Below are 22,432 nucleotides of genomic sequence, written 5' to 3' on the forward strand. Positions count from 1 at the left end.
CTAGTGATCCTTCGAGGCTGAAAGATGAGGCGCCCTCGCGCGGTGGGACGGATGCAGAGGGCTCACGGAGAGTGGCTGGGGCGGAAGGCCACCTGCGGCGCAGAGGATCGCGGACCACGCGCCGAAATGGGCGCCGAGGTCGAGGGAGTCCGGGCTCCATGATGCGCGCATCTCGATGTCGACCGTCGTGGGGCGGGCGGCGAGTGAACCGTAGCTTTGGGAAACGACGCGCGTCACGGTACACCCAAGTTCGTGGGCTTCGGCCCCCGCAAGCTCAAGCGATTCGGTGACCCAGCTCCACGCCACATCGCCGAGCATGGACTCGAGCGCGAACTCGTGTTCGAGCTGGGCTTGCATCAAGGTGACGATTCGTGCGCGACCGCTCCAGTCCTCCCTGCCCTCAGGGTCGTAGAGCACGATGAACTTTCCGCTCGCGAGATCAGCGTCGTGCATGACGACATCGGCCTCGGCTGCCCACGAAAAGGGAGCGAGTCTGGAAGGAGCGGGAATCTCCTCCCACTTGACCTCGTGGCGAATGGGCGCAGCGGTGAGCGCATCGATCGCGCTCACGAATTCCTCGCGTTCCTGGGGAAAGTGATGAATGGCCACGGCCGCTAACTTATCGTTGACTTACCGCGTCGTGGCGGAGGCGCGCCGCGCCTCCATCAGTGCGCAGCCGGGTCCTCGTTTTCGCTGTGCACGAGGCAAATGGAATTGATGCAATAGCGTTCGTCGGTTGGGGTGGGGAAACCCTCGCCGGTGAAGACATGCCCGAGGTGTGATCCACATGAAGCACAGCGCACCTCGGTCCGTACCATTGCGAGGCTGCGATCCTCGATAAGTTCCACGCGGTCGCTCTCGGCTGGGGCCCAGAAAGCGGGCCACCCGCAGTGCGCGTTGAACTGTTCGCTTGCGCGGAACAACTCGGCCCCGCAGGCCCGGCACGCATACGTGCCCGCTGAGCGCACCTCTTCGTATTCACCCGTGAAGGGCCGCTCGGTTCCAGCCTCACGCAAAACGTGGTACTCATCGGGGCTGAGGCGCTTGCGCCATTCGTCGTTCGTAAGCGAGATCGGGTAGCGGCCATCGCCGAGAGGCACGTTCATGGAGTCTCCTTGGGGTGAGTGCGGACGTAGCGTTCGATCTGGGCGCCGGGACTGTGGAAGAGATCCGCGAGGCGCCACGCGAGGTGGTGTGCGCTTCCGACGCTTGCGCGCGGCGCATCGCCTCCCACGGTAATCGCCGAGCGCGTCCAGACAAGTTCATCGAACGCTTCATCCTCGGCAAACATTCCATTTACCCGCGGGCCGCCCTCGACTTGAATGCCGAGAAATCCACGCTCTGCGAGTGCGCGTACGATCTCTTGGGCACGGCCCGCCTCGATAATGGCCTCGCTTTCAAAGCCACTGACACGGGCAACGTGAGTTCCGCGGCCAGGTGGACAGATGAGGAACGTCGGCCAGGCTTGGTCAATGTGCTCGGGAATCTCGCCGCTCGTCGTCACGATCGCGAGTGCGGGGAACTCCGCGCCGCGAGGACGTAGCGCCTCGGTGCGAAGCGCGGGCCGGCCAGAGGGACGACGGTAGTCTTCGCTGCGCACCGTATTGGCGCCGCACACGATGATGTCCGCAAGCGCCCGAAGAACAGTGAGAGTGAAAAAATCCCACGGGTTCGAGAGCGAGGCTGACGTCCCATCGCCCCCCGCGATCGCGCCGTCAAGGCTCTGGTTCATCATCGAGCGCACGTGGACGCGGTCCGAGGGAAATGCGAGCAGGCTACCGAGCGCGCGGGCGCCCTCATCGTCGAGGCGAAACTCCTCGGGCGTAACCGGGACACCGGCGCCAATGAGGCGGGTGAGCGGCGTGTTTTTATCGTGAGCGTGTGAAGCCATCAGGCGTCGGACCTTTCGAATACGAGCACTCCCGCACCGTCGAGCGTGAGCGCGCGACCATCACTTTCCCCACCGAAGGAGGCGAGCACCTGCACGCGGGAGCCTGGCTCCCATGTCACGGGTGCGTCCCCGCGCGAGGCGAGCACGCCGATGCGTCCGCGATGCATGAGGATTGCCCCCTCGCTGAGAACGTCCACCACGATCGAGTCGAATGCGCCTTTCTGGATGTCAGAATTCTTGCGCCGCAGCGAAAGAAGCGCCCGGTAAAACTCGAGCAGCGCCTCGTGTTCGCCGCTTTCGGCTTCACTCCAGTCGAGGAATGACTCCTCAAAGGTTGAGCGTGCCTGCGGATCGGGGACCGCATCGCTCCACCCCATGCGCGCAAACTCTTCCTTTCGACCTGCGCTGACGAGCGGGCCGATCCTTTCCCCGTGGTCGCTAAAGAATGCGAAGGGGGTTCGCGCGCCCCACTCCTCGCCCATGAAGAGCATCGGCGTGCTCGCGCCCAGCAGGTAGAGCGAGGCGATCGCCGCATGCGCGCCATAACCGATTGTGTCGGTGATGCGGTCGCCCGATGCCCTGTTGCCCACCTGGTCGTGGTCCTGGATGAAGGCGACGAAGGCGTGAGCATCGTAGTGCGCACTCGCGGCGTCGACCTTCGCCCCCCAGTTCTTCCGCCTGAAGGTCGAATAGGACCCATCGTGCTCAAAGATGCGCTCGAGGGTCTTTTTCACGCCGGCCGCCGCGCCGAAATCGACGTAGTAGCCCGCGCGTTCGCCGGTCGCCCACGCATGAAGATGGTGGTGGATGTCGTCCGCCCATTGAGCGTGCATGCCGAAACCACCTTCGGCGACGGGGGTCACCATCGCGGGGTCGTTCAGATCGGACTCCGCGATGAGGGTAAGCGGGCGAGCGACCTCTCTGCTCATATCCGCAACCGCGCTCGATAGTTCCGCGAGAATGTGCGTGGGGGAGTGATCTCGAAGGGCGTGCACTGCATCGAGTCGAAGGCCGTCGAGGTGGAAGTCGATGAGCCACTGGCGCGCGTTCTGAACAACAAACGCCCTCACCTCGGCACCTTCTTCGGCATCGAAATTGATAGCGGGCCCCCACGGGGTGGTATGCGTGTGCGTGAAGTAGGGGCCGAATTCCCCAAGGTAATTTCCGTCGGGACCGAGGTGGTTGTAAACGACGTCGACGATGACGGCAAGCCCGCGCTCGTGCGCAGCGTCGATGAACCGCGCGAACGCTTCGGGCCCGCCGTAGGCCTCATGGGTAGCGAAAAGGCCGACGCCGTCATAGCCCCAACCGCGCTCGCCAGGAAACGCCGCGACAGGCATCACTTCAACGGCGTCGACGCCGAGCTCTACAAGCGCATCCAGGCGCGTGATCGCTGAGTCGAAGGTCCCCGACGCACCGGTATCTCGATCCGCCGCGAACGTTCCGATGTGAAGCTCGTAAATGACTTTCCCACGAAGATCCATGCCCTCCCACGGAGCCGTGAAGGTGAATGTGCGCGGGTCGACGACCTCGCTTAAGGCGTGGACGCCCTCGGGTTGCGCCAGTGCGCGTGGATCCGGCAGCGCGACGGAGGAGTCGTCGAGAAGAAAGCCGTAGCGATCGCCCGGGTGTGCCTCGACCCCTGGGGCATGCCACCAGCCACCCTCCCCGCGTTCCATGGTGATTTCGCGGCGCTTTCCCTCGAACCGGGGTTCGAGTGCAAGCGTGACCGTGCCGGCCTTCGGCGCCCATACCTCGAAACGCGAATAGTCTCTCATCGGCCTATCCTTCCGAGTGCTCCGGTTTTTCCCGTACAAGGAGCGCGACGGGCCATTCGCGCACGAGGGAGGCGAGTTCGACAGCGCCGCCGTCCACACGCTCCCCGGTGAGGACGTTTGTGTAGCGCCCTTCATCGACGACGATCCGTGCTTTGGTGCACCCGGGTCCCTGCGAAGCCTCCACGTGCGGCAAGCGTGTGGCGATAACCACGACATTGGCGGGGCTATCCGTGCATCCACGGGCGAAAGCGATCGTGTGGGAGGACGTCGTTGGCAGCGGCGTGTAGGTGGCATCCGGGCCGACGAACGACTCGCGGTGGTGCCGTCGCGTGTCAAGAGCGCGTGAGACGAGGAGGAGCTTTTCATCGGCGATGCCCTCGGGTGCCGCACCTGACAGGAGGTCCTCGAGCCGCGCCGCGTGCGCCGCGTGGTCGACTGGGCGTCGGTTATCGGGATCGACGAGGCTCAAGTCAACAGTCTCATTGCCTTGATACACATCGGGCACACCGGGCATCGTGAGCTGGAGGAGTTTCTGGCCGAGAATAGCAGCGCGCTGCGAATCGAACGTCAGCGAGGTCCACTCGTCGAGGATCGCCCGCACGTCGTCGTTCCCGAGAGCCCACAGGGCAAAGTCGCGGATTTCGCGCTCGTACTCATCGTTGCCATCGACCCATCCCGTATGGACCTTTGCCTCGCGCATGGCCTTCTCGAGGTACTCCGCCAGGCGTTCCTCGCTCAGCGACGCAAGCCGCGAGCCGGGTAGGTCCCACATCCCCGCAAGCGTCTGCCACACAAAATACTCAAACGGCGCATCGACGAGCGGTCCTCGCTTCTGTGCGCTCACGGCATGGAGGCGAGCCACGTGTGTGGACCATTCCGACGGATACTCGGTGAGCGACGCGAGCCTTGCGCGTACGTCCTCGCTGCGCTTCGTATCGTGCGTAGAGAGCGTCGTCATCGATGTGGGGAAAGTCCCGAGCATCCGCTCGCAGAAGTGATGAAACTCTTCGGGATCCACGCCAATGCGGTTCGGGTCGGCACCCACCTCGTTGACTGCCAGGAGCCGGTGGTACCGGTAGAAAGCTGTGTCCTCAAGGGACTTCGCGTGAACCGGCCCGCACGTTTGAGCGAAACGCGTGACAAACTCCGCGCGCAGCGGATCGAGTGAACCGTCGGACGTGAACTGCCCCTGACCACCCGCAAATGCCGTGACGATCTCGAGAGCGGCACGATCCCCCTCGTCGTCACCGGTGGCCAAGGCTGCTCGATCTGCGGCCTCGGCAAGCACCTGGCGCTCACACGCGGGGGCCTTCTCCCCGGGGACTATATAGGCGCGGTAGCGATCCATCGCCATGAGGAGCTGGATGATCGCGTGTTCGAGCTGCCGCTCGGTCGTATCGCGCAGCATTATGTCGGCATCACAGATCCGCTGGGCGAGATCGACGAGACGTGCAATTTCGGCCCACAGCGAGGTGTCGATGACCTCCTTGGCGCTCTCGCGAGTGATCTCGTCGAAGGAGCGCGAATCGTGGGTGAATGTCCGCCACGTGTGCGTGAGGGCTGCCGCGCCCGCAGGGTCGTGGAAAAGGCCCTGGACGCGCCAGAGGGCGTCGTAACCCGTCGTTCCGGCGACGGGAAAGTCCGGTGGGAGCGACTCGTTGCCTTCGAGAATCTTTTCGATCACGGTCCATGCGCCACCGGTGGCGCTCTCGAGGCGCCGCAGATACCCGCGCGGGTCGGCAAGGCCATCGGGATGATCGATCCGATACCCGTCGATCACGCCCTCCGATTGCAAGCGCAGGAGGGTCGCGTGAGTCGCGTCGAAGACTGCACGGTCTTCAACCTTGAGGGCCGCGAGAGTCTGGACGTCGAAAAAGCGGCGATAGTTCAACTCGTCATTGGCGACCCTCCAATAGGCAAGGCGGTAGTGCTGGGCCTCGAGAAGATCCACGATTGGCAGATTCTCGGTGCCCTCGGCGAGAGGGAACACATGATCGAAGTATCGAAGGACATGCTCGATTCGCCGCGAGCCATCAGGCTGAGGAACCTCCGCGGTCCCTCGCTTGAGCTCATCGTCGAGAATCGTCGCGCCGACCGGGCGGCCGAGAACCGGCAGGAGAATTCCGTGCTCCGCGTGAGGATCACTATCGAACCACGACGCGTAGGGGCTCGATGCCCCATCCCGCAAGAAAGACCACAGCGCGTGGTTATGCCACATGGGGGTGGGGATCGCCATGTGGTTGGGGACGACGTCGACGATGAGGCCCATACCTCGCTCATGGAGAGCATCTGCGAGCCCCCGCAGATCCTCTTCGCCACCGTTATCCATGCTCACGCGGGAATGATCCACGACGTCGTAGCCATGCATGGACCCCGGCGCCGCCTGCAAGATCGGTGAAATAAACGCGTGACTCACCCCGAGTCGCTCCAGGTACGGCACGAGTCGTGTCGCATCTTGGAAGGTGAATTCAGGCGTGATCTGAAGCCTGTACGTGCTGATTGGCGCGCCGGGCATGGGCCCTCCTTCGTCGTGGGTGCGCTGTGGCTCCGTCAGAGCGCGGGGCCCTCGTCGGTACCTGGATCATTCGGCGCCGTGGGCGTCAAAACGGATGTGGGAGGAGACAGGGGAGTTGAGAGAGCCGTCGCGTCATCCTCTTCTCCCGGGGGCGTCATGGGGGCCCTGCCGAGCACGAGCGTCGTGTAGGCAGGGCGAATGAGGACCTCGCCCGCCTTGACGGTATCGCCGGGGCTGAGCGACGCAGAGGTTTCTGCCGTGACCGTCCACTCTTCGCCATACTCGCCCTCCGGGATCGTGAACTCCACGTCCGTCTCGGAGGCGTTGAACATGAGGAGCGCGGAATCATCGACGATGTGTTCGCCTCGCGTGTTCGGCTCGGGGATCGCACTTCCGTTAAAGAACACCGTGAGGCACTTTGCCACCGGATCGTTCCATTCCTCATCGGTCATGGGGGTGCCGTCGACTCCGAGCCACGCGACATCGGGCAGGCTCGAGGACGCTCCGTCGCGGACCTCGCCCAAGAGAAAGCGCCGGCGACGGAAAATAGGGTGCGAGCGCCGCAGCTCGATAAGCATGCGCGTGAAGTTCAGCATGTCCTGCTGGCGCGTGCTGATCTCCCAATTCATCCACGCGATCTCGTTGTCCTGGCAGTACACGTTGTTATTGCCCATTTGGGTGCGGCCGAGCTCGTCGCCGTGAAGGATCATGGGAACACCCTGGCTGAGGAGCAGGGTGGCCATCATGTTTTTCATGCGCTGGAGGCGGAGGTCGAGAATCGCCTCGTCATCCGTGGCACCTTCCGCCCCCGAGTTCCACGAACGGTTATTCGATTCGCCGTCGTTGCCGCCCTCGCCATTGTCCTCGTTATGCCTCTCGTTGTAGCTCACGAGATCTCGCAAGGTAAATCCGTCGTGGGCGGTAAGGAAATTGACGGAGGCGATGGGCGTGCGGCCCGTGTGCTGATAGAGATCGCTCGAGCCAGCAAACCGATTTGCGAACTTTGCGAGCATGCCTGACTCACCGCGGTGGAAGTCGCGCATGGCATCGCGGTATTTACCGTTCCACTCCGACCACAGGGGAGGGAAGCCACCGACCTGATATCCGCCCTCGCCGAGATCCCACGGCTCCGCGATGAGCTTGACCTGCGAAATAATTGGGTCCTGCTGGATGATGTCGAAGAAGCTCGAGAGCCGATCTACCTCGTGCAGCTCGCGGGCAAGAGTCGAGGCGAGGTCGAAGCGGAAGCCATCAACGTGCATCTCGGTAATCCAGTACCGAAGCGAATCCATGATGAGCTGAAGCACGTGCGGGGTGCGCATGCGAAGGCTGTTGCCCGTGCCGGTCGTGTCGTAATAGTGCGTGAGATCGTCGTCGACGAGGCGGTAGTAATTGGCGTTGTCGATTCCGCGGAAGCACAGGGTTGGGCCTAAGTGATTGCCCTCAGCGGTGTGGTTGTAGACCACATCGAGAATGACCTCGATACCCGCCGCGTGAAGGTTCTTCACCATTTGCTTGAACTCTTGGACCTGCTGGCCGGTCTCGCCCGCATACGCGTACTCGTTGTGCGGCGCGAAGAAGCCGATCGTGTTGTAGCCCCAGTAGTTGCGAAGTCCGCGATCCTGAAGGTGACCGTCCTGAACAAACTGGTGCAACGGCAAGAACTCAACCGCCGTGACCCCGAGGGACTTGAGGTAATCGATCGCGACCGGGTGCCCCATCGCCACGTAGGTGCCCCGGATACTCTCGGGGATATCCGGGTGCGTAGCCGTGAAGCCTTTGAGATGCGCCTCGTAAATGATCGAATCGTGGTACTCGTGGGCCGGAGGATGGTCGTTGCCCCAATCAAAGTAGGGCGAGACGACGACTGAATGCATCGTGTGATCCTTCGAGTCCAGGTTGCTCATCTGCGAAGGATCGTCGAGCTCGTAACTGAGCAGGCTCGCGTCCGTGTCGGGCATGCCCGCGATTGCGCGCGCGTACGGGTCGAGAAGGAGTTTCGAGGGATCGCAGCGGTGCCCGGCCGCCGGATCATAGGGGCCATGGACCCTGAATCCGTAGCGTTGACCCGGCTGGACGGCTGGAAGATACACGTGCCACACGAAGGCATCGACTTCCGTCATTTCTACACGTCGTTCCGAAAAGTCGTCGCCGATGAGGCAAAGTTCGACTCTCTCGGCAACTTCTGAGTAGAGGGCGAAGTTCGTGCCGCTTCCGTCGAAGGTTGCACCGAGCGGGTACGGGGAGCCTGGCCAAATCTGCACTGTCGAAGAATCCTTGCGCTGAGGCAGCCAATGGCTGCGCGAAAACATGTGTGTATCGACATTGTGGCCCGATGGGCTGGCAGAAGCCCGAAGTTTCGTGGAATGAGAAAGGCCCCGTGCACGTGCACGGGGCCTTGAAGTGGAGCGGATGACGGGACTCGAACCCGCGACCCTCACCTTGGCAAGGTGATGCTCTACCAACTGAGCCACATCCGCGTGGGCGATACTGGGATCGAACCAGTGACCTCTTCCGTGTGAAGGAAGCGCGCTACCACTACGCCAATCGCCCGCATAAGAGCCGGCGGAAACTCGCCTGTTCGCTCTTTGCGACTAGACAACAATACACCACCGGCGCGCGGCCCCAAATTGTGGTGGGGTTCGTGACGGTCTTTTGTGGTGAGGCTCGCAAGTGTGGCGCTCGCTCGCGGCTCGCGCTGCGCTATGAAGCTCCTTGCGCTGCGTCATGAAGCTCTATGGCTGGAAAATCGCCCGTGAGGGGCGAGTTGACACGCTCGCAAAGCTGCTCGAGGTGATTTGAGTCAAAAGCGGGCGGCCTACTTTGCGCGGAACGCGATCCTGACGTAATGTATCTATTCGTTGGTTCGAGAGATCGACCAAAAATGCGGATGTGGCTCAGTTGGTAGAGCATCACCTTGCCAAGGTGAGGGTCGCGGGTTCGAGTCCCGTCATCCGCTCTGGAATCTCAGGTTTCCACGTGGTGGGTTGGCCGAGAGGCGAGGCAGCGGCCTGCAAAGCCGTATACACGGGTTCGAATCCCGTACCCACCTCTCGTGTGGCCCGCAGCCACGCAAAATAGACCGCACGGTCTCATAAGGGCGATTGGCGCAGTTGGTTAGCGCGTTTCCTTGACACGGAAGAGGTCGCTGGTTCGAGTCCAGTATCGCCCACAGATAAAGACGCCCCGCGGGGCGTCTTTTTTATTGTCATCTCTCGTTTCCCTTGCCGTGAGAGAGTACAAGTATGAGCGGACAGCACGCACTCTTTCTCGACTTCGACGGCACACTTGCCGACCACGGAATCGTCCCTAAGGCTCACGTCGACGCCCTGAAACGAGTTCGAGAGGCCGGCCACCTCGCCTTCCTCTGCACGGGCCGCCCCCATTCCCTCATCCCGCACGATGTCGAAGTCGCACTTGATGGAGTGATCGGCTCTGCGGGTGCCTATGTGAAAATTGGCGATACGATTCTTGAGGATTCGCGATTTCCCGATGACCTCGCCGAGCGCACACTGCGCGTTCTTGAGGAAGCGGGCACTTTCCCGTTTGTACTCGAATCCCCCGAGGCAACCGTCGGAAATAGCACCGCCGAACGGTACATTCGCGAGCGCCTCACGCGTTCCTTCCAAAAATCAGGGAAGCTGCCCGCAAAAGAGGAGGGGACTCTGGGCGGGGGAGCGTCAGAGTTGCTCGATGCCTTCGTTCTGCGCGACGATCTCGCAGGTATCTCGTTCGCCAAGGTAGTCGCGTGGCAAATCCCGATGAGCATCACCGAGGTCGCCCGCAAGATTGGTCCCGAAGTGCGCGACATGCCCTACTCGATCGGCGACGATAAAGAAACCTCCGGCGAACTCCAGCTCGCGGCGATCGACAAGATTGACGGCGTGAAGCGTGTGCTCGAGCACGTGGGCATCCCGCTCGAGCGTGCCGTGGGATTCGGCGACGGCGTGAACGATGTCGGCATGCTTAGCGGGGTGGGAGTCCCGGTGCCGGTCGAGGGGTCTGACGCCTCCCGCGCCATCAGCGACCCTGCTTATGTCATGAGTGGGCCGCGCGAAGGCGGTCTTGCCGACGCGCTCGAAAAGCTGGGACTCGTGTAGCCCTACTCGAGCTCGAGGCCGAGCTCCTCCTGGATGGCGGAAAGCTGACCGGCCGACGCCCTCAACAGATGGGTTTCGTGCTCATCGAGCGGAATGTCGAGCACGCGCTCGACACCGCCACGGCCCACGACGCTCGGGACGCTCATCGCCACACCGCTGACGCCACGGTAGTCATTCAGGACCGTCGAGACCGTCAGCACGGCTTTTTCGTCATTAATGATGGCCTCGCAAATCCGGGCCGCGGAAACCCCGATCGCCAGGTTTGTTGCGCCCTTGCCCTGGATGATTTGGTACGCCGAATTTGCGACCTCGTCGCGCACCGCGTCCAGTTCGGCCTCGGTGAAGGCGAGGGAACCGTCGGAATTCCTCCACTCGCGAAGCGGAATGCCGCCGATATTGGCGTTTGACCACACGGCAAACTCGCTATCGCCGTGTTCACCAATAATGCGTGCGTGCACGCTGCGTGGGTTCACGCCGATCCGCTTGCTCAAGAGCCATTTGAGCCGGCTCGAATCCAGAACGGTTCCCGAGCTAAAGATGCGAGACGGATCGAGTCCAGTGGCCTGCTGGGCGGCAACCGTGAGGACATCGCACGGATTCGTGACGAGCATGAACATCGCTTCGGGCGCCTGCTCGAGAAGCTGCGGCATAAGGGAGCGAAGAATCTTGACGTTGGTGCCCGCAAGATCGAGACGGGTCTGGCCGGGCTTTTGACGCGCACCAGCGGTGATCACGACGACGTCGGCGTCGGCCACGCACGAAATGTCGCTCCCGCCAAGGATCGTCGCTCCTGAACCGAACTGTGCGCCGTGAGCGAGATCGAGAACCTCGGCCTCGGCCTTAGCGGTCGCGAGGTCGTACAGGGCAATCGTCTGCGCGCTCCCGCGCAGCATCGCGGCGTACGCGACGGACGAGCCCACACTGCCGGCGCCGATCACGGCGATCTTGGTGGGGCGAGTGGAGGGAGATCCAGCTGAAACAAGGGGAGCAGTCATGTTTTTATGGTTCGCTAGCGCGAGGCCCTTTGGCAAGTGAGTGATCCTCTTTTCACACGATCGATTCCCTCTCGCAGGCGCAGAAACCTTGAGACCTCACTCGTTAGACTGGGCGGTGGAGCCGGCAGTGTAGGTCGGTTCGCACCCGAGAACTAAAGGAGTCATCCGTGTCCCAGCTTTCCATCGTCCTCGACGGCTCACCCACCACGATCGAGCAGGGGACCACGGGAGAAACGCTGTACGAGGGTCGCCGCGAGATCGTCGCCCTGCGCATCAACGGCGAACTGAAGGACCTGTACATCGCGCCCGCCGAAGGCGACACCGTCGAGGGCGTGGACATCGCGAGTGAGGATGGCCTCAACATTCTGCGTCACTCGTGCGCACACGTTCTCGCGCAGGCCGTTCAGCGTCGCGACAGCAACGCCAAGCTCGGTATCGGCCCGTTTATTACGGACGGCTTCTACTATGACTTCGACGTCGCCGAGCCTTTCACCCCCGAAGATCTCAAAGCGATCGAGAAGGACATGCAGCGTATCGTCAAGGAAGGGCAGCGCTTCCAGCGCCGCGACATCGATGACGCCGACGCGCGTGAAGAGGAAAAGGACGAGCCGTACAAGCTTGAGCTGATTGGCCTGAAATCGAATGCCGATACCGCCGCCGAAGGCGCGAGCGTCGAAGTCGGCGACGGTGGCCTCACGATGTACGACAATGTGAATAAGAAGGGCGAGGTCGTGTGGACCGACCTGTGCCGCGGGCCGCACCTGCCCTCGACGCGCCTCATCGGCAATGGCTTCTCCCTCATGCGCTCCGCAGCCGCCTACTGGCGCGGCAGTGAAAAGAACCCCATGCTCCAGCGCATCTATGGAACGGCGTGGGCGACGAAGGACGACCTGAAGGCCTACAAGTTCCGCCTCGAGGAAGCGCAAAAGCGCGATCACCGCAAGCTGGGCAGCGAGCTCGACTTGTTCAGCTTCCCCGATGAAATCGGCTCTGGCCTTGCCGTGTTCCACCCCAAGGGCGCCATGGTACGCATGGAGATGGAAAACTACTCCCGTCAGCGGCACGTTGAGGCCGGGTACGACTTCGTGTATACCCCTCACGCGACCAAAGGGCAGCTCTTCGAAACCTCCGGGCACCTCGACTGGTATCGCGACGGCATGTACCCCCCGATGCATCTCGATGAAGAACGCGATGCTGAGGGCAACGTCACCAAGCAGGGCCAGGACTACTATCTCAAGCCCATGAACTGCCCGATGCACAATCTCGTGTTCGCCGCCCGCGGGCGCTCCTACCGTGAGCTTCCCCTGCGACTGTTCGAGTTCGGCACCGTGTACCGCAACGAAAAGAGCGGCGTGATCCACGGTCTCACGCGTGCGCGGGGTTTCACCCAGGATGACGCCCACATTTACTGCACGCGCGAGCAGATGCGCGATGAGCTCACAACGCTTCTGACCTTCGTGCTCGACCTGCTCAAGGATTACGGCCTCGACGACTTCTATCTCGAACTGTCGACGAAGAACCCCGAGAAGTTCGTGGGTAGCGATGACGTGTGGGAAGAGGCGACGCGAACGCTCGAAGAAGTCGCGACCGCCTCCGGGCTCGATCTCGTTCCCGATCCGGGTGGCGCAGCGTTCTACGGCCCCAAGATTTCCGTTCAGGCGAAAGATGCGATTGGGCGCACGTGGCAGATGTCGACCATTCAGCTCGACTTCAACCTGCCCGAACGCTTCGATCTCGAATACACGGCGCCTGACGGCTCGCGCCAGCGACCCGTCATGATCCATCGCGCGCTCTTCGGCTCCATCGAGCGCTTTTTCGGTGTTCTCACCGAGCACTACGCGGGTGCCTTCCCCGTGTGGCTCGCGCCGGTGCAGGTCGTGGGGATTCCCGTAGCGGGAGAATTCGTGCCCTACCTCGAGGAGGTTGCAGCGAAGCTTCGCGCTCACGGCGTGCGCGTCGAAGTCGATGCGTCTGATGACCGCATGCAGAAGAAGATCCGCAACCACACCAAGGAAAAGGTGCCGTACATGCTGATCGCTGGCGGTGAGGATCGCGACGCCGGAGCCGTGAGCTTCCGCATGCGCGACGGAAGCCAGGACAACGGCATTCCGGTTGACGATGCAGTCGAGCGCATCCTCGAAGCGATCCGCACGAAGGCTCAAGTGTGAACCCGATGAACGGTGAGCAGGAGGCTCGAGTCGGGGAGGCCTTCGAGGACGCCCACGCATTCGCCGGCACCCCCGACTCCCTCCAGCGCCTGTGGACACCGCACCGCGTGGCATACATTCAGGGGGAGGGGAAACCCTCGAGCGCGGAGGCTACCGACGAATGCCCGTTTTGCACGGGGCCGGACAAGAGCGATGAGGACGCACTTATCGTTCACCGAGGCGACTTCGCGTTCGTGATTCTCAATCTTTTCCCCTACAACTCCGGGCACCTTCTCGTGTGCCCCTACCGTCACGTGAGCGACTACACCGACCTCACGCGCGAGGAATACCTCGAAATCGCGGAGCTCACGCGAACGGCGATGCGCGTGGTACGTGCCGTGTCCAATCCCGCGGGCTTCAACCTCGGGATGAACCAGGGAGAGGTTGCCGGGGCTGGAATCGCCGCGCACCTTCACCAGCACGTCGTACCGCGGTGGCTCGGCGATGCGAATTTCCTTCCAATCGTGGGGCGCACCAAGGCCCTCCCGTTCCTGCTCTCGCACACACGCGACATGTTTGCTGAAGCGTGGCCCGAGGCAGGGAAGAAAGGCGCAAAGGAGCACACGTGAGCACTACAGGGCAGTCGCGCGGCTACGGCTACGACGTTTACCGCGATGTCCCTGAGGACATCGCCCATGCGATGCCATCGTTCGGGGAACGTGCGAAAAAGAAGCCGCGCGGCAAGGTCGCCACGTGGATCATCTTTTTTCTCGCCTTTCTCGCGCTCGCCATCACCGCACTGCTGCTCTTCTACTTTGTGATCCTGCCGCAGGGGATTGGGACGAGCCTCGTCTCGCTCACGGCCGCCCTCGTACCGTTCGGCATTGTGCTCAGCGCCGTGTGGTGGCTTGACCGTAATACCCCTCAGCCGCGCTTCACAAAGACCTATGCCTATTTGTGGGGATCTATCGGCTCCATTGCCATGACGTATATTTTCGGCACGGCCGTCATCTTTTTGATCGCCATGCAGGCCAAGGATGCAAGCTCTCAGGAATTCCTCGCGGTGGCATTCCAGGCCCCGGTCGTCGAGGAGTCGACGAAGGCGTTTGGGCTCGTGCTGCTCCTCCTTTTCGGGCGGCGCTACATTTCTGGGACGATCGACGGCGTTATTTACGCGATGCTCATCGCTGCTGGCTTCGCCTTTACCGAAAACATCACGTATTTCGCACGGTCATTCGCGGCTGCTCAAGTCGAGGGTAACTCGACTGTTTTCTGGCAGACCTTCTTCTTACGTGGGCTTCTTTCACCGTTTGCGCACGCGAGTTTCACCTCGCTCGTCGGGCTCGGTGTCGGTATCGCGGCGGAGCGCCGGAGCCTTCCTCTCTACTTTTTCTTAGGAGCCGGCGGACTGAGTCTCGGTATGGGCCTGCATGCCCTGTGGAATGGCGGTTCGATGCTCCTCGCACTCAATGGCGTGACGAGTCTGAAAGGGCTTTTGTTCTGGTACGCGATCATCGAGGTGCCGATCTTCCTCACACTTGCGCTGCTCTTCATTTTCCTTCGTTGGCGCGAGAGGCGGATTCTGCGCTGGCGTCTTTCCGACTACGGGCGTGCCGGGTGGTTTACCCCGAGCGAGGTTGACATGCTCGTGGGCCTGCGCCGCCGTCGCCGCGCCGTGGCCTGGGCCGCAAGCTATGGAGCAGTTACCGCTTGGTCGATGAAAGAGTTCCAGCGCGTGGCGCTGCGCCTCGCCGCACAGCGGCAAGCTGCGCTTGCGGGACACACGTCCTCCAGGATCAAGGAATCCGAAGCCATGTTGCTTTCGCAACTGACTGAAACGCGACGAGTGCTGGCCGCGCTCACGTATCCGGTTGCGCCGGCGCGTACAATGGTTCAGCGATAATTTCCGAAGAATGAGGGAAACCGATGTCAGGTCACTCTAAATGGGCAACAACGAAGCATAAGAAAGCTGCGATCGATGCTAAGCGTTCGAAGCTCTTCGCGAAGCTCATCAAGAACATTGAAGTTGCGGCGCGCATTGGCGGCCCCGACCCCGCCGGTAACCCCACGCTCTACGACGCGATCCAAAAGGCTAAGAAGAGCTCCGTCCCGAACGACAACATTGATCGCGCGGTTAAGCGTGGCGGCGGGCTCGATGGCGCTGGAGTCAACTACGAGACTCTCATGTACGAAGGCTATGCCCCCGGCGGCGTCGCGCTTCTCGTCGAGTGCCTTACCGACAACAAGAACCGCGCCGTTTCGGAGGTGCGCGTGGCCTTCACGCGCAACGGTGGAAACATGGCTGACTCCGGCTCGGTGTCCTATCTCTTCAACCGCAAGGGCGTTGTGACCGTCACCAAGGCCGGCCACACGGAAGATGAGCTGCTCGAGATCGTGCTCGACGCTGGTGCCGAAGAGATCAACGACGAGGGCGAGGTTTTCGAGATCATCTCGGAGGCGTCGGACGTCGTCAGCGTCCGCACCGCACTCCAGGAAGCCGGCGTGGACTACGACAGTGCCGAGGCCTCGTTCGTGCCGACCATGCGAACTGCGGTGGATCTTGAAGGTGCCCAAAAGGTGCTGCGCCTTATCGACGCGCTCGAAGACAGCGACGACGTGCAGAACGTGTACTCAAACCTCGATATCCCCGAGGACGTTGCCGCGCAGCTCGAGGCCGAATAGTCGGCCCACACGAGGGCTGTATGCGAGTTCTGGGAATTGATCCCGGTCTCACCCGGTGCGGGTTTGGGGTCGTCGATGGCGGCCCCGCCCGATCCGTGCGCCTTGAAGCCGTTGGCGTGATCACATCGGCCCGGGACGCCGGCGTGGATGCACGCCTCCTCGAGATTTATCAGGGACTCGTGCACGTGATCGAGCAGTATGCACCGGATATCGTCGCGGTCGAGCGTGTGTTCTCGCAAAATAACGTTTCGACCGTCATGGGGACGGCGCAGGTGTCGGGTCTCGCGATTGTGCTCGCGGCCGAGAGGGGAATCCCGGTCGCGATGCACACTCCTTCCGAGGTTAAACGCGCGATCACGGGCAACGGCCGCGCCGACAAGGCGCAGATTCAAACGATGGTCCAGAAGATTTTGCATTTGGATGCGCCGCCCAAGCCCGCGGATGCGGCGGATGCGGTGGCGATCGGGATCACGCAGCTGTGGCGAGGCTCAGGTCCGGTCAAGTTAGGTTCCGACGGTGCCCGGCGAACAAGCGCCCAAGCTCAGTGGGCCGAGGCCGAGCGAAAGGCTCGACTCGCCCAGGAGAGGTCGACCTCCCGCCTGTAGTCGTACGCGTGTTCTAAAATCGGGGGCGTGATTGCTTCCCTTCGCGGCGCCGTGAGCGCCATCGCTCTCGATTCTTTCGTCCTCGATGTTGGCGGGGTGGGGTACCTGGTCAACACGTCACCACAAACGCTGTCTGCTGTGCGCACGGGGCAAGAGGTGCTCGTGCACACGGAGCTTGTGGTGCGCGAGGATTCGATGACGATCTACGGCTTCTTGACGAAAGACGAAGCCGATCTCTTCCGCACGATTCAATCGGTTTCGGGGATCGGTCCGCGAATTGCGATCGCCGTGCTTGCAGTCATGGACCCCGCAACATTCGCGCGCGCGGTCCTCAACGAGGACCTCAAAACCCTGACCTCGGTGCCTGGAATCGGAAAGAAGGGGGCTCAGCGCATGACCCTCGAGCTGAAGGACAAGGTCGCTCCCTTCGCGGCGGGCACGTCGGAGGGCGCAGCCCCCGTACCCTCGGCGCCGGAGACCAACGAAAGTTCGGTTCTCGATTCGCGCGCCGCGAAAGACGTCGTGCAGGGCCTTCAGGGCCTCGGATGGCCCGAGAAGGGAGCCAAGGAGGCCGTCGAGGCGGTGCTGCTGAGCTATGAAGAGTCCGAGCAAGGATCGAGTGCGAGCCTCGATTCGGGTGTGCTGCTGCGTCTTTCGCTCCGTCAGCTGGGTGGTCGCTCATGATTGAACATTCCGGGGTGAGCGGCGAGGGAGCTGAGACAGGCGAGACTCTCCAGCGGATCATCGGTGCGGAAGCCGGCGCCCTTGACCGCGCAGCAGAGGGTGCCCTGAGGCCCCGTGAGCTTGCCGACTTCGTGGGGCAGAAGAAGGTGCGCGAACAGCTCTCGCTTGTGCTCGATGCCGCATCGCTGCGGGGAACGCCTCCTGAGCACATGCTCCTCTCGGGGCCTCCGGGCCTCGGGAAGACAACACTCGCGATGATCATCGCGCACGAGCTGGGCTCGCCGCTCAAAATTACGTCCGGGCCAGCCGTCCAACACGCCGGTGATCTCGCCGCCATTCTCTCGTCGCTTGAAGAGGGTGAGGTGTTGTTCATCGACGAAATCCATCGCCTCGCACGCCCCGCCGAGGAAATGCTCTACATGGCTATGGAGGATTTTCGCGTCGATGTTGTGGTGGGCAAAGGGGTCGGGGCCACGGCGATCCCACTCGAACTTCCCCCATTTACGGCGGTCGGAGCGACGACGCGCGCCGGGATGCTTCCCTCGCCTCTTCGCGACCGGTTTGGATTTACGGGTCACCTGGACTACTACACGGCCGAAGAACTCGCCCTTGTCATCGCAAGGAGTGCCGCGCGGCTGGAGATAGATATCGATCCTCAAAGCGCGCACGAGATCGCCTCACGTTCGCGCGGTACGCCGCGTATCGCTAATCGACTTCTGAGGCGCGTACGCGACTACGCCCAGGTGCGCGGCGGCGGCGCGATCACGATGGATTCCACTCTCGAAGCGCTCACGGTGTACGAGGTCGACCCCGGTGGCCTCGATCGCTTGGACCGAGCAGTGCTGCAAGCACTGTGCACAAAGTTTGGCGGCGGACCGGTTGGCCTTTCTACCCTCGCGATCGCGGTAGGGGAAGAAACAGAGACCGTCGAGACCGTCGTCGAACCGTTCCTCGTTCGCGAAGGTCTCCTCGGCCGCACCCCGCGAGGCCGCATCGCGACACCCGCGGCATGGGAGCACCTGGGGCTTGACGTTCCCGCCGTCGACCCCGCGCGTGGCGGAACACTCTTCGATGAGCCCGGACGTGAGGACGGTCGCTTTAACTGAGTGGGGAATAGCGGCCATACGCGGGTACAGTGGAACGGATTGTGACTCCCGATGGAAGGCTCGTCTCGTGCAAAACCCCATGTTTTTGATGATCATCATGCTCGTCGTGATGGCTGTACCGATGTTTCTCATGTCGCGCGGTCAGCGCAAGAGGGTGCAGCAGCACCAGGAACTTGTGAAGTCTCTTGGCGTTGGTGATGAAGTCCGTACCCACTCGGGCTTTTACGGCATGATCGTCGAAGAAGAGGGCGACACGGTGATCCTGGAAACCGAGGACGGCTCGCAGCTCAAGTGGAACCGCAACGCGATCGCCGAGCGTGTCGACAGCTTCGGCGAAAACTCGACCGAAGCGACCTTGAGCGATGCTCCCGCCTCCGATGCCGACCTGCGAAGTGACGCGGAGAAGAGCTCGGACTTCCTCGCTGACGACAGCAAGAACTGAATCGAAGAAGGCGACGCGCGGTACCCACGTGCGTCGCCTTCGTATGACTTAAAGGACCGTTCATGCCAGCACGACGCATAGCGCTTACGACGCTCACCGTCCTGATTCTCGTCCTCGGGGGCATCCTTGGCTTCGGCGTGGCGAACAACGGGTGGAAGGCCGCCCCGAAGCTCGCGCTCGATCTCGAAGGAGGCACTCAGGTCATCCTGCAAGCCAAGTCTCACGGCGGTGAGGCGATCACTCCTGAGCAGATGGAGCAGGCACGCCAGATCATTTCCCAGCGCGTGAACGCGATGGGCGTGGCGGAGACGGAGATCTCCGTCCAAGGCGGCACGAATATTGTCGTGAACGTTCCCGGGAAACTCGATGAGGCTACGAGCGATGCACTGCGGCGCACCGCCACCATGAGCTTCCGTCCCGTGCTTCTGCAGGTGGCGCCCAACGCCGGTGTTTCCGATGCAGGCGGGGCAAGCGACGGGACGAGCGAGGATGCTGCGTCGCTCGGTCCCGTTGCGCAGGACGTTGCACCTGCCTCGGATGGCGGGGGAGAGGGATCCTCATCTTCTGCAAGCAAAGGCGTGAACACCTATAAAGGGGCGAAGGCCTGGAGTCAAGAATGGCTCTCAACGGTCGACCAAAAAGAGTTCGCCAAGCTCGACTGCACCGACCCCGACACGCTCAACAACCATTCGGTTACAGGCCGCGACGACGAGGCGGTCGTCGCCTGCGGAGCCGGTGGAACCTCGAAGCTGATCCTCGGTCCAGTTGTCGTCAGCGGCGAAGCGATCAAGGACGCGAGCGCCGGTGCGGACAAGAACAAAACCGGTCAGGATACGGGTTTCTATGCAGTCAATCTGACCTTTAACGATGCGGCCGGTAAGGCCTTCGGCGAAATGAGTTCGGCGCTCTACGGCGATCAGGGAGCGACTAAGCAGTTCGCAATCGTGCTCGATTCCCTCGTGATCTCTGCACCGCAGGTCCAGGCCGTGACGACAACCCAATCCACGATTACGGGCAACTTCACGGCCGATCAGGCGAAGGAACTTGCGAGCCAGCTCAAGTTTGGCGCGCTCCCGCTCGAGTTCACGGTGCAGTCAGAACAACAGATTTCCGCGACGCTCGGCTCCGATCAGCTCACCTCGGGCCTCATCGCGGGTCTTATCGGCCTTGCTCTCGTCGTCATCTATGCCGCATTCCAATACCGAGTGCTCTCAATCGTGACAACCGCATCGCTTGCCATCATGGGCGTGCTCGCTTACCTCATCATCACGCTCATGTCGAACATGCCTGAGATCGGCTATCGCCTTTCTCTTGCAGGAGTTGCCGGCCTTATCGTGTCGATTGCCTTCACTGCGGATTCGTTCATTGTGTACTTCGAACGTGTTCGCGACGAAATCCGCGATGGGCGCGGCATCGTCGCAGCGATCGACCACGGCTGGGACCGGGCGAAGCGTACGATCCTCGCGTCCGACGCCGTCAACGTCATCGCTGCTGTCGTGCTGTATCTCGTGAGCGCGGGCAGCGTACGCGGCTTCGCCTTCACGCTCGGTCTTACAACGGTTCTCGACCTTCTCGTGGTGTTCTTGTTTACGCACCCGCTCCTGCAGAGCCTTGGGCGCACGAACTTCTTCGGGAAAGGGCACCCAGCCTCGGGCCTCGACCCCGCACTGCTCGGGCGCGACGTTCCAGCGTATGCGGGCCGCGCGCGCTTCCGCAGCTCCGAAGAACGCGGAAAGGGGCGTAAAGCCAAGGGCGGCGATAGGGGCGCGGCTGGCGTCGGAACTGAAACCCTTGCCGAGCGCAAGGCGCGCCTCGCACGCGAAGCCGCGGAGGACTCGCATGGTGCCGACCACAACGCCACTCCTACCGGCTCGCACTCAGCGACCACCGAAGCCTCCTCGCCCGAGGACACAACCCCGAAGGAGGACCGCTGATGTCGCGCTTTTCCACGTTCGGCAACGAACTCCACTCCGGTCAACGCTCAATCCCCATCGTTCCTCGCCGCAAATGGTGGTACTTGGGCTCTGCGCTCATCCTGGTGATCCTCGCAGCGATCACGGGGGTGCGGGGCGTGAACTGGGGTATCGAATTCACGGGTGGCAGCGAGTTCCAGATCTCGCACGTGAAGAACCCGGACCAAGCTCTCGCCCGTGATGTTGTGCGCGAACACGTGCCCTCGAACGAGCCGCGCATCTCGCAGGTGGGTGGCAATATTCTGCGCGTTCAAACGGAAGAGCTCTCCACCGATGCGACGAAGGCGCTCAGCGCAGACCTCGCGAAGGCCTACAACGTGCCTGCGGAGGATGTTTCGAGCTCATTCGTCGGGCCCAACTGGGGCGGGGACGTCACCGCGAAGGCTATTCAGGGCATCGTCATCTTCATGCTGCTCGTGACCATTGTGATGGCGCTCTATTTCCGAAACTTCAAGTCATCGGTTGCCGCGATGGCCGCGCTCACCCACGACCTTCTCTTCACAATCGTGGCGTATGGCGCGATCGGATTCGAGGTCACCCCCGCCACGGTGATCGGTTTTCTTACGGTCCTTGGCTACTCGCTCTATGACACGGTCGTCGTCTTCGACAAGGTGCGAGAGAACACTGAGGGCTTCCTCGAGCGCACTGACGCGAGCTTCGCGACCCTCGTCAACCGAGCGACGAACCAAACGCTCGTGCGTTCAATCAATACGTCGGTTGTTGCGCTCTTGCCCGTCGGCTCGATCCTGATTATCGGCGCATTTATTCTTGGAGCCGGAACGCTGAAGGATATTTCGCTCGCCTTGTTCGTGGGCATCATCGCCGGCACCTACTCATCCATCTTCCTTGCGCCGAGCTTCCTCGTGGACCTGCGTAAGGGCGAAAAATCTATCAAGGACCACACACTGCGCGTTGAGCGCACACATGAAAAGGACGTTGTCACGGCATGACCACTACGCCAGTACCCCCCGAAATTGCCGAAATCGAACGCACACACATCGGGCTCTACCAGGATTTTCCGCAGCCCGGCGTCCTCTTTCGCGATATCACCCCGCTTCTGCGTGACCCCAAAGCGATGAAAACCGTCATCAAGTACTGGGCGAGCACCGTTCCCGCCGAGGTTGATCTGGTTGTGGGAACGGAGGCACGTGGTTTCGTTTTTGGTGCCCCGCTCGCGTACGAGATGGACCGCGGTTTTGTGCCTGTGCGAAAGGCAGGCAAGCTTCCGGGGAAGCCGAACTCTCTCACCTACGACCTCGAATACGGTTCAGCAACGATCGAAATCGCGGAAAACGCCGTCCCGAAGGGGGCGCGCGTTCTCGTTCTCGACGATCTTCTGGCAACCGGCGGCACGGCCGCGGCGACTATCCAGCTCGTTGAATCGCTCGGTGCCGAGGTCGTGGCTGCCAGCTTCCTCATCGAGCTTCTCGGACTCGGTGGCCGTGAAAAGCTCGGTGACATCCCGCTGCACACCGTGTGGAGCATCCAGAACTGACTTTGAGTGCCCTGGACAT

Annotated in this window: 19 protein-coding genes and 5 tRNA genes; 15 read left to right on the forward strand and 9 right to left on the reverse strand. The window is 62.0% G+C overall.

Annotated features, from left to right (window positions below):
• From FXY94_RS07330 to FXY94_RS07365, 8 genes are all read right to left on the reverse strand, one after another.
• Complete coding sequence (locus FXY94_RS07330) at positions 1–609, reverse strand: DUF3000 domain-containing protein (protein WP_040386525.1); 609 nt, start codon at positions 607–609, stop codon at positions 1–3.
• Between the two features lie 56 nt (positions 610–665).
• On the reverse strand, positions 666–1,106 hold the full coding sequence (msrB, locus tag FXY94_RS07335) for a peptide-methionine (R)-S-oxide reductase MsrB (RefSeq protein WP_016664395.1): 441 nt from the start codon (positions 1,104–1,106) through the stop codon (positions 666–668).
• A complete protein-coding gene (locus FXY94_RS07340) occupies positions 1,103–1,891 on the reverse strand; it encodes a dihydrofolate reductase family protein (protein ID WP_016664396.1) in 789 nt (262 codons plus the stop codon). Before FXY94_RS07340 ends, msrB begins: the two co-directional genes overlap by 4 nt.
• A complete protein-coding gene (gene treZ, locus FXY94_RS07345) occupies positions 1,891–3,669 on the reverse strand; it encodes a malto-oligosyltrehalose trehalohydrolase (RefSeq protein ID WP_016664397.1) in 1,779 nt (592 codons plus the stop codon). The genes FXY94_RS07340 and treZ overlap by 1 nt, the downstream gene beginning before the upstream one ends.
• Before the next feature lie 4 nt (positions 3,670–3,673).
• On the reverse strand, positions 3,674–6,184 hold the full coding sequence (gene treY / locus FXY94_RS07350; protein WP_016664398.1) for a malto-oligosyltrehalose synthase: 2,511 nt from the start codon (positions 6,182–6,184) through the stop codon (positions 3,674–3,676).
• 35 nt (positions 6,185–6,219) lie between these two features.
• Positions 6,220–8,448, reverse strand: coding sequence for a glycogen debranching protein GlgX (gene glgX, locus FXY94_RS07355; protein ID WP_016664399.1), 2,229 nt, complete (start codon positions 8,446–8,448; stop codon positions 6,220–6,222).
• 140 nt (positions 8,449–8,588) lie between these two features.
• Positions 8,589–8,664 (reverse strand) — tRNA-Gly (locus FXY94_RS07360).
• 1 nt (position 8,665) lies between these two features.
• Positions 8,666–8,737, reverse strand: a tRNA-Val gene (locus FXY94_RS07365).
• 333 nt (positions 8,738–9,070) lie between these two features.
• On the opposite strand from FXY94_RS07365, the gene FXY94_RS07370 reads away from it, so the two are divergent.
• From FXY94_RS07370 to FXY94_RS07385, 4 genes are all read left to right on the forward strand, one after another.
• Positions 9,071–9,143 (forward strand) — tRNA-Gly (locus FXY94_RS07370).
• A gap of 22 nt (positions 9,144–9,165) precedes the next feature.
• Positions 9,166–9,236, forward strand: a tRNA-Cys gene (locus FXY94_RS07375).
• A 46-nt stretch (positions 9,237–9,282) separates the two neighbouring features.
• Positions 9,283–9,356 (forward strand) — tRNA-Val (locus FXY94_RS07380).
• Between the two features lie 73 nt (positions 9,357–9,429).
• Positions 9,430–10,284: an HAD family hydrolase gene (locus FXY94_RS07385; RefSeq protein ID WP_016664400.1), complete on the forward strand. Its 855-nt coding sequence runs from the start codon at positions 9,430–9,432 to the stop codon at positions 10,282–10,284.
• Positions 10,285–10,286: 2 nt separating this feature from the next.
• Here the strand turns inward: FXY94_RS07385 and FXY94_RS07390 are convergent, their stop codons facing one another.
• Positions 10,287–11,279 carry an L-lactate dehydrogenase gene (locus FXY94_RS07390; RefSeq protein ID WP_051120708.1) on the reverse strand — a complete coding sequence of 331 codons (993 nt, stop codon included), beginning with the start codon at positions 11,277–11,279 and terminating at the stop codon, positions 10,287–10,289.
• Between the two features lie 167 nt (positions 11,280–11,446).
• Between FXY94_RS07390 and thrS the strand changes: the two genes are divergently transcribed.
• From thrS to FXY94_RS07445, 11 genes are all read left to right on the forward strand, one after another.
• Positions 11,447–13,447 carry a threonine--tRNA ligase gene (gene thrS, locus FXY94_RS07395; protein WP_016664402.1) on the forward strand — a complete coding sequence of 667 codons (2,001 nt, stop codon included), beginning with the start codon at positions 11,447–11,449 and terminating at the stop codon, positions 13,445–13,447.
• Between the two features lie 5 nt (positions 13,448–13,452).
• Entirely contained in the window at positions 13,453–14,055 is a 603-nt protein-coding gene (locus FXY94_RS07400; protein WP_040386938.1) for an HIT family protein, read from the forward strand.
• A complete protein-coding gene (locus FXY94_RS07405) occupies positions 14,052–15,329 on the forward strand; it encodes a PrsW family intramembrane metalloprotease (protein ID WP_016664404.1) in 1,278 nt (425 codons plus the stop codon). Before FXY94_RS07400 ends, FXY94_RS07405 begins: the two co-directional genes overlap by 4 nt.
• 23 nt (positions 15,330–15,352) lie before the next feature.
• Complete coding sequence (locus tag FXY94_RS07410) at positions 15,353–16,108, forward strand: YebC/PmpR family DNA-binding transcriptional regulator (RefSeq protein ID WP_016664405.1); 756 nt, start codon at positions 15,353–15,355, stop codon at positions 16,106–16,108.
• Between the two features lie 20 nt (positions 16,109–16,128).
• Positions 16,129–16,713, forward strand: coding sequence for a crossover junction endodeoxyribonuclease RuvC (gene ruvC / locus FXY94_RS07415; protein WP_016664406.1), 585 nt, complete (start codon positions 16,129–16,131; stop codon positions 16,711–16,713).
• Positions 16,714–16,740: 27 nt separating this feature from the next.
• The gene (gene ruvA, locus FXY94_RS07420; protein WP_016664407.1) at positions 16,741–17,397 is read left to right on the forward strand and encodes a Holliday junction branch migration protein RuvA; all 657 of its coding nucleotides are present in this window, start codon (positions 16,741–16,743) and stop codon (positions 17,395–17,397) included.
• A complete protein-coding gene (ruvB, locus tag FXY94_RS07425) occupies positions 17,394–18,503 on the forward strand; it encodes a Holliday junction branch migration DNA helicase RuvB (RefSeq protein WP_016664408.1) in 1,110 nt (369 codons plus the stop codon). The genes ruvA and ruvB overlap by 4 nt, the downstream gene beginning before the upstream one ends.
• Before the next feature lie 67 nt (positions 18,504–18,570).
• Positions 18,571–18,945, forward strand: a complete 375-nt coding sequence (yajC, locus tag FXY94_RS07430) for a preprotein translocase subunit YajC (protein WP_051120645.1) — start codon at positions 18,571–18,573, stop codon at positions 18,943–18,945.
• Positions 18,946–19,007: 62 nt separating this feature from the next.
• Positions 19,008–20,879, forward strand: a complete 1,872-nt coding sequence (secD, locus tag FXY94_RS07435) for a protein translocase subunit SecD (protein ID WP_016664410.1) — start codon at positions 19,008–19,010, stop codon at positions 20,877–20,879.
• Complete coding sequence (secF, locus tag FXY94_RS07440; RefSeq protein WP_016664411.1) at positions 20,879–21,868, forward strand: protein translocase subunit SecF; 990 nt, start codon at positions 20,879–20,881, stop codon at positions 21,866–21,868. Before secD ends, secF begins: the two co-directional genes overlap by 1 nt.
• Positions 21,865–22,413, forward strand: coding sequence for an adenine phosphoribosyltransferase (locus FXY94_RS07445; RefSeq protein ID WP_016664412.1), 549 nt, complete (start codon positions 21,865–21,867; stop codon positions 22,411–22,413). The genes secF and FXY94_RS07445 overlap by 4 nt, the downstream gene beginning before the upstream one ends.
• Positions 22,414–22,432 lie beyond the last annotated feature (19 nt).

It is taken from the genome of Dermabacter jinjuensis (genome assembly GCF_902381725.1).
Taxonomy (GTDB): domain Bacteria; phylum Actinomycetota; class Actinomycetes; order Actinomycetales; family Dermabacteraceae; genus Dermabacter; species Dermabacter hominis.

Bases quoted from the DNA above. Each gene is read 5' to 3' on its own strand.
- msrB (WP_016664395.1), bottom strand. From the start codon at position 1,106: ATGAACGTGCCTCTCGGCGATGGCCGCTACCCGATCTCGCTTACGAAC.
- FXY94_RS07340 (WP_016664396.1), bottom strand. From the start codon at position 1,891: ATGGCTTCACACGCTCACGATAAAAACACGCCGCTCACCCGCCTCATT.
- treZ (WP_016664397.1), bottom strand. From the start codon at position 3,669: ATGAGAGACTATTCGCGTTTCGAGGTATGGGCGCCGAAGGCCGGCACG.
- treY (WP_016664398.1), bottom strand. From the start codon at position 6,184: ATGCCCGGCGCGCCAATCAGCACGTACAGGCTTCAGATCACGCCTGAA.
- FXY94_RS07385 (WP_016664400.1), top strand. From the start codon at position 9,430: ATGAGCGGACAGCACGCACTCTTTCTCGACTTCGACGGCACACTTGCC.
- FXY94_RS07390 (WP_051120708.1), bottom strand. From the start codon at position 11,279: ATGACTGCTCCCCTTGTTTCAGCTGGATCTCCCTCCACTCGCCCCACC.
- FXY94_RS07400 (WP_040386938.1), top strand. From the start codon at position 13,453: ATGAACGGTGAGCAGGAGGCTCGAGTCGGGGAGGCCTTCGAGGACGCC.
- FXY94_RS07410 (WP_016664405.1), top strand. From the start codon at position 15,353: ATGTCAGGTCACTCTAAATGGGCAACAACGAAGCATAAGAAAGCTGCG.
- ruvC (WP_016664406.1), top strand. From the start codon at position 16,129: ATGCGAGTTCTGGGAATTGATCCCGGTCTCACCCGGTGCGGGTTTGGG.
- ruvB (WP_016664408.1), top strand. From the start codon at position 17,394: ATGATTGAACATTCCGGGGTGAGCGGCGAGGGAGCTGAGACAGGCGAG.
- secD (WP_016664410.1), top strand. From the start codon at position 19,008: ATGCCAGCACGACGCATAGCGCTTACGACGCTCACCGTCCTGATTCTC.
- secF (WP_016664411.1), top strand. From the start codon at position 20,879: ATGTCGCGCTTTTCCACGTTCGGCAACGAACTCCACTCCGGTCAACGC.
- FXY94_RS07445 (WP_016664412.1), top strand. From the start codon at position 21,865: ATGACCACTACGCCAGTACCCCCCGAAATTGCCGAAATCGAACGCACA.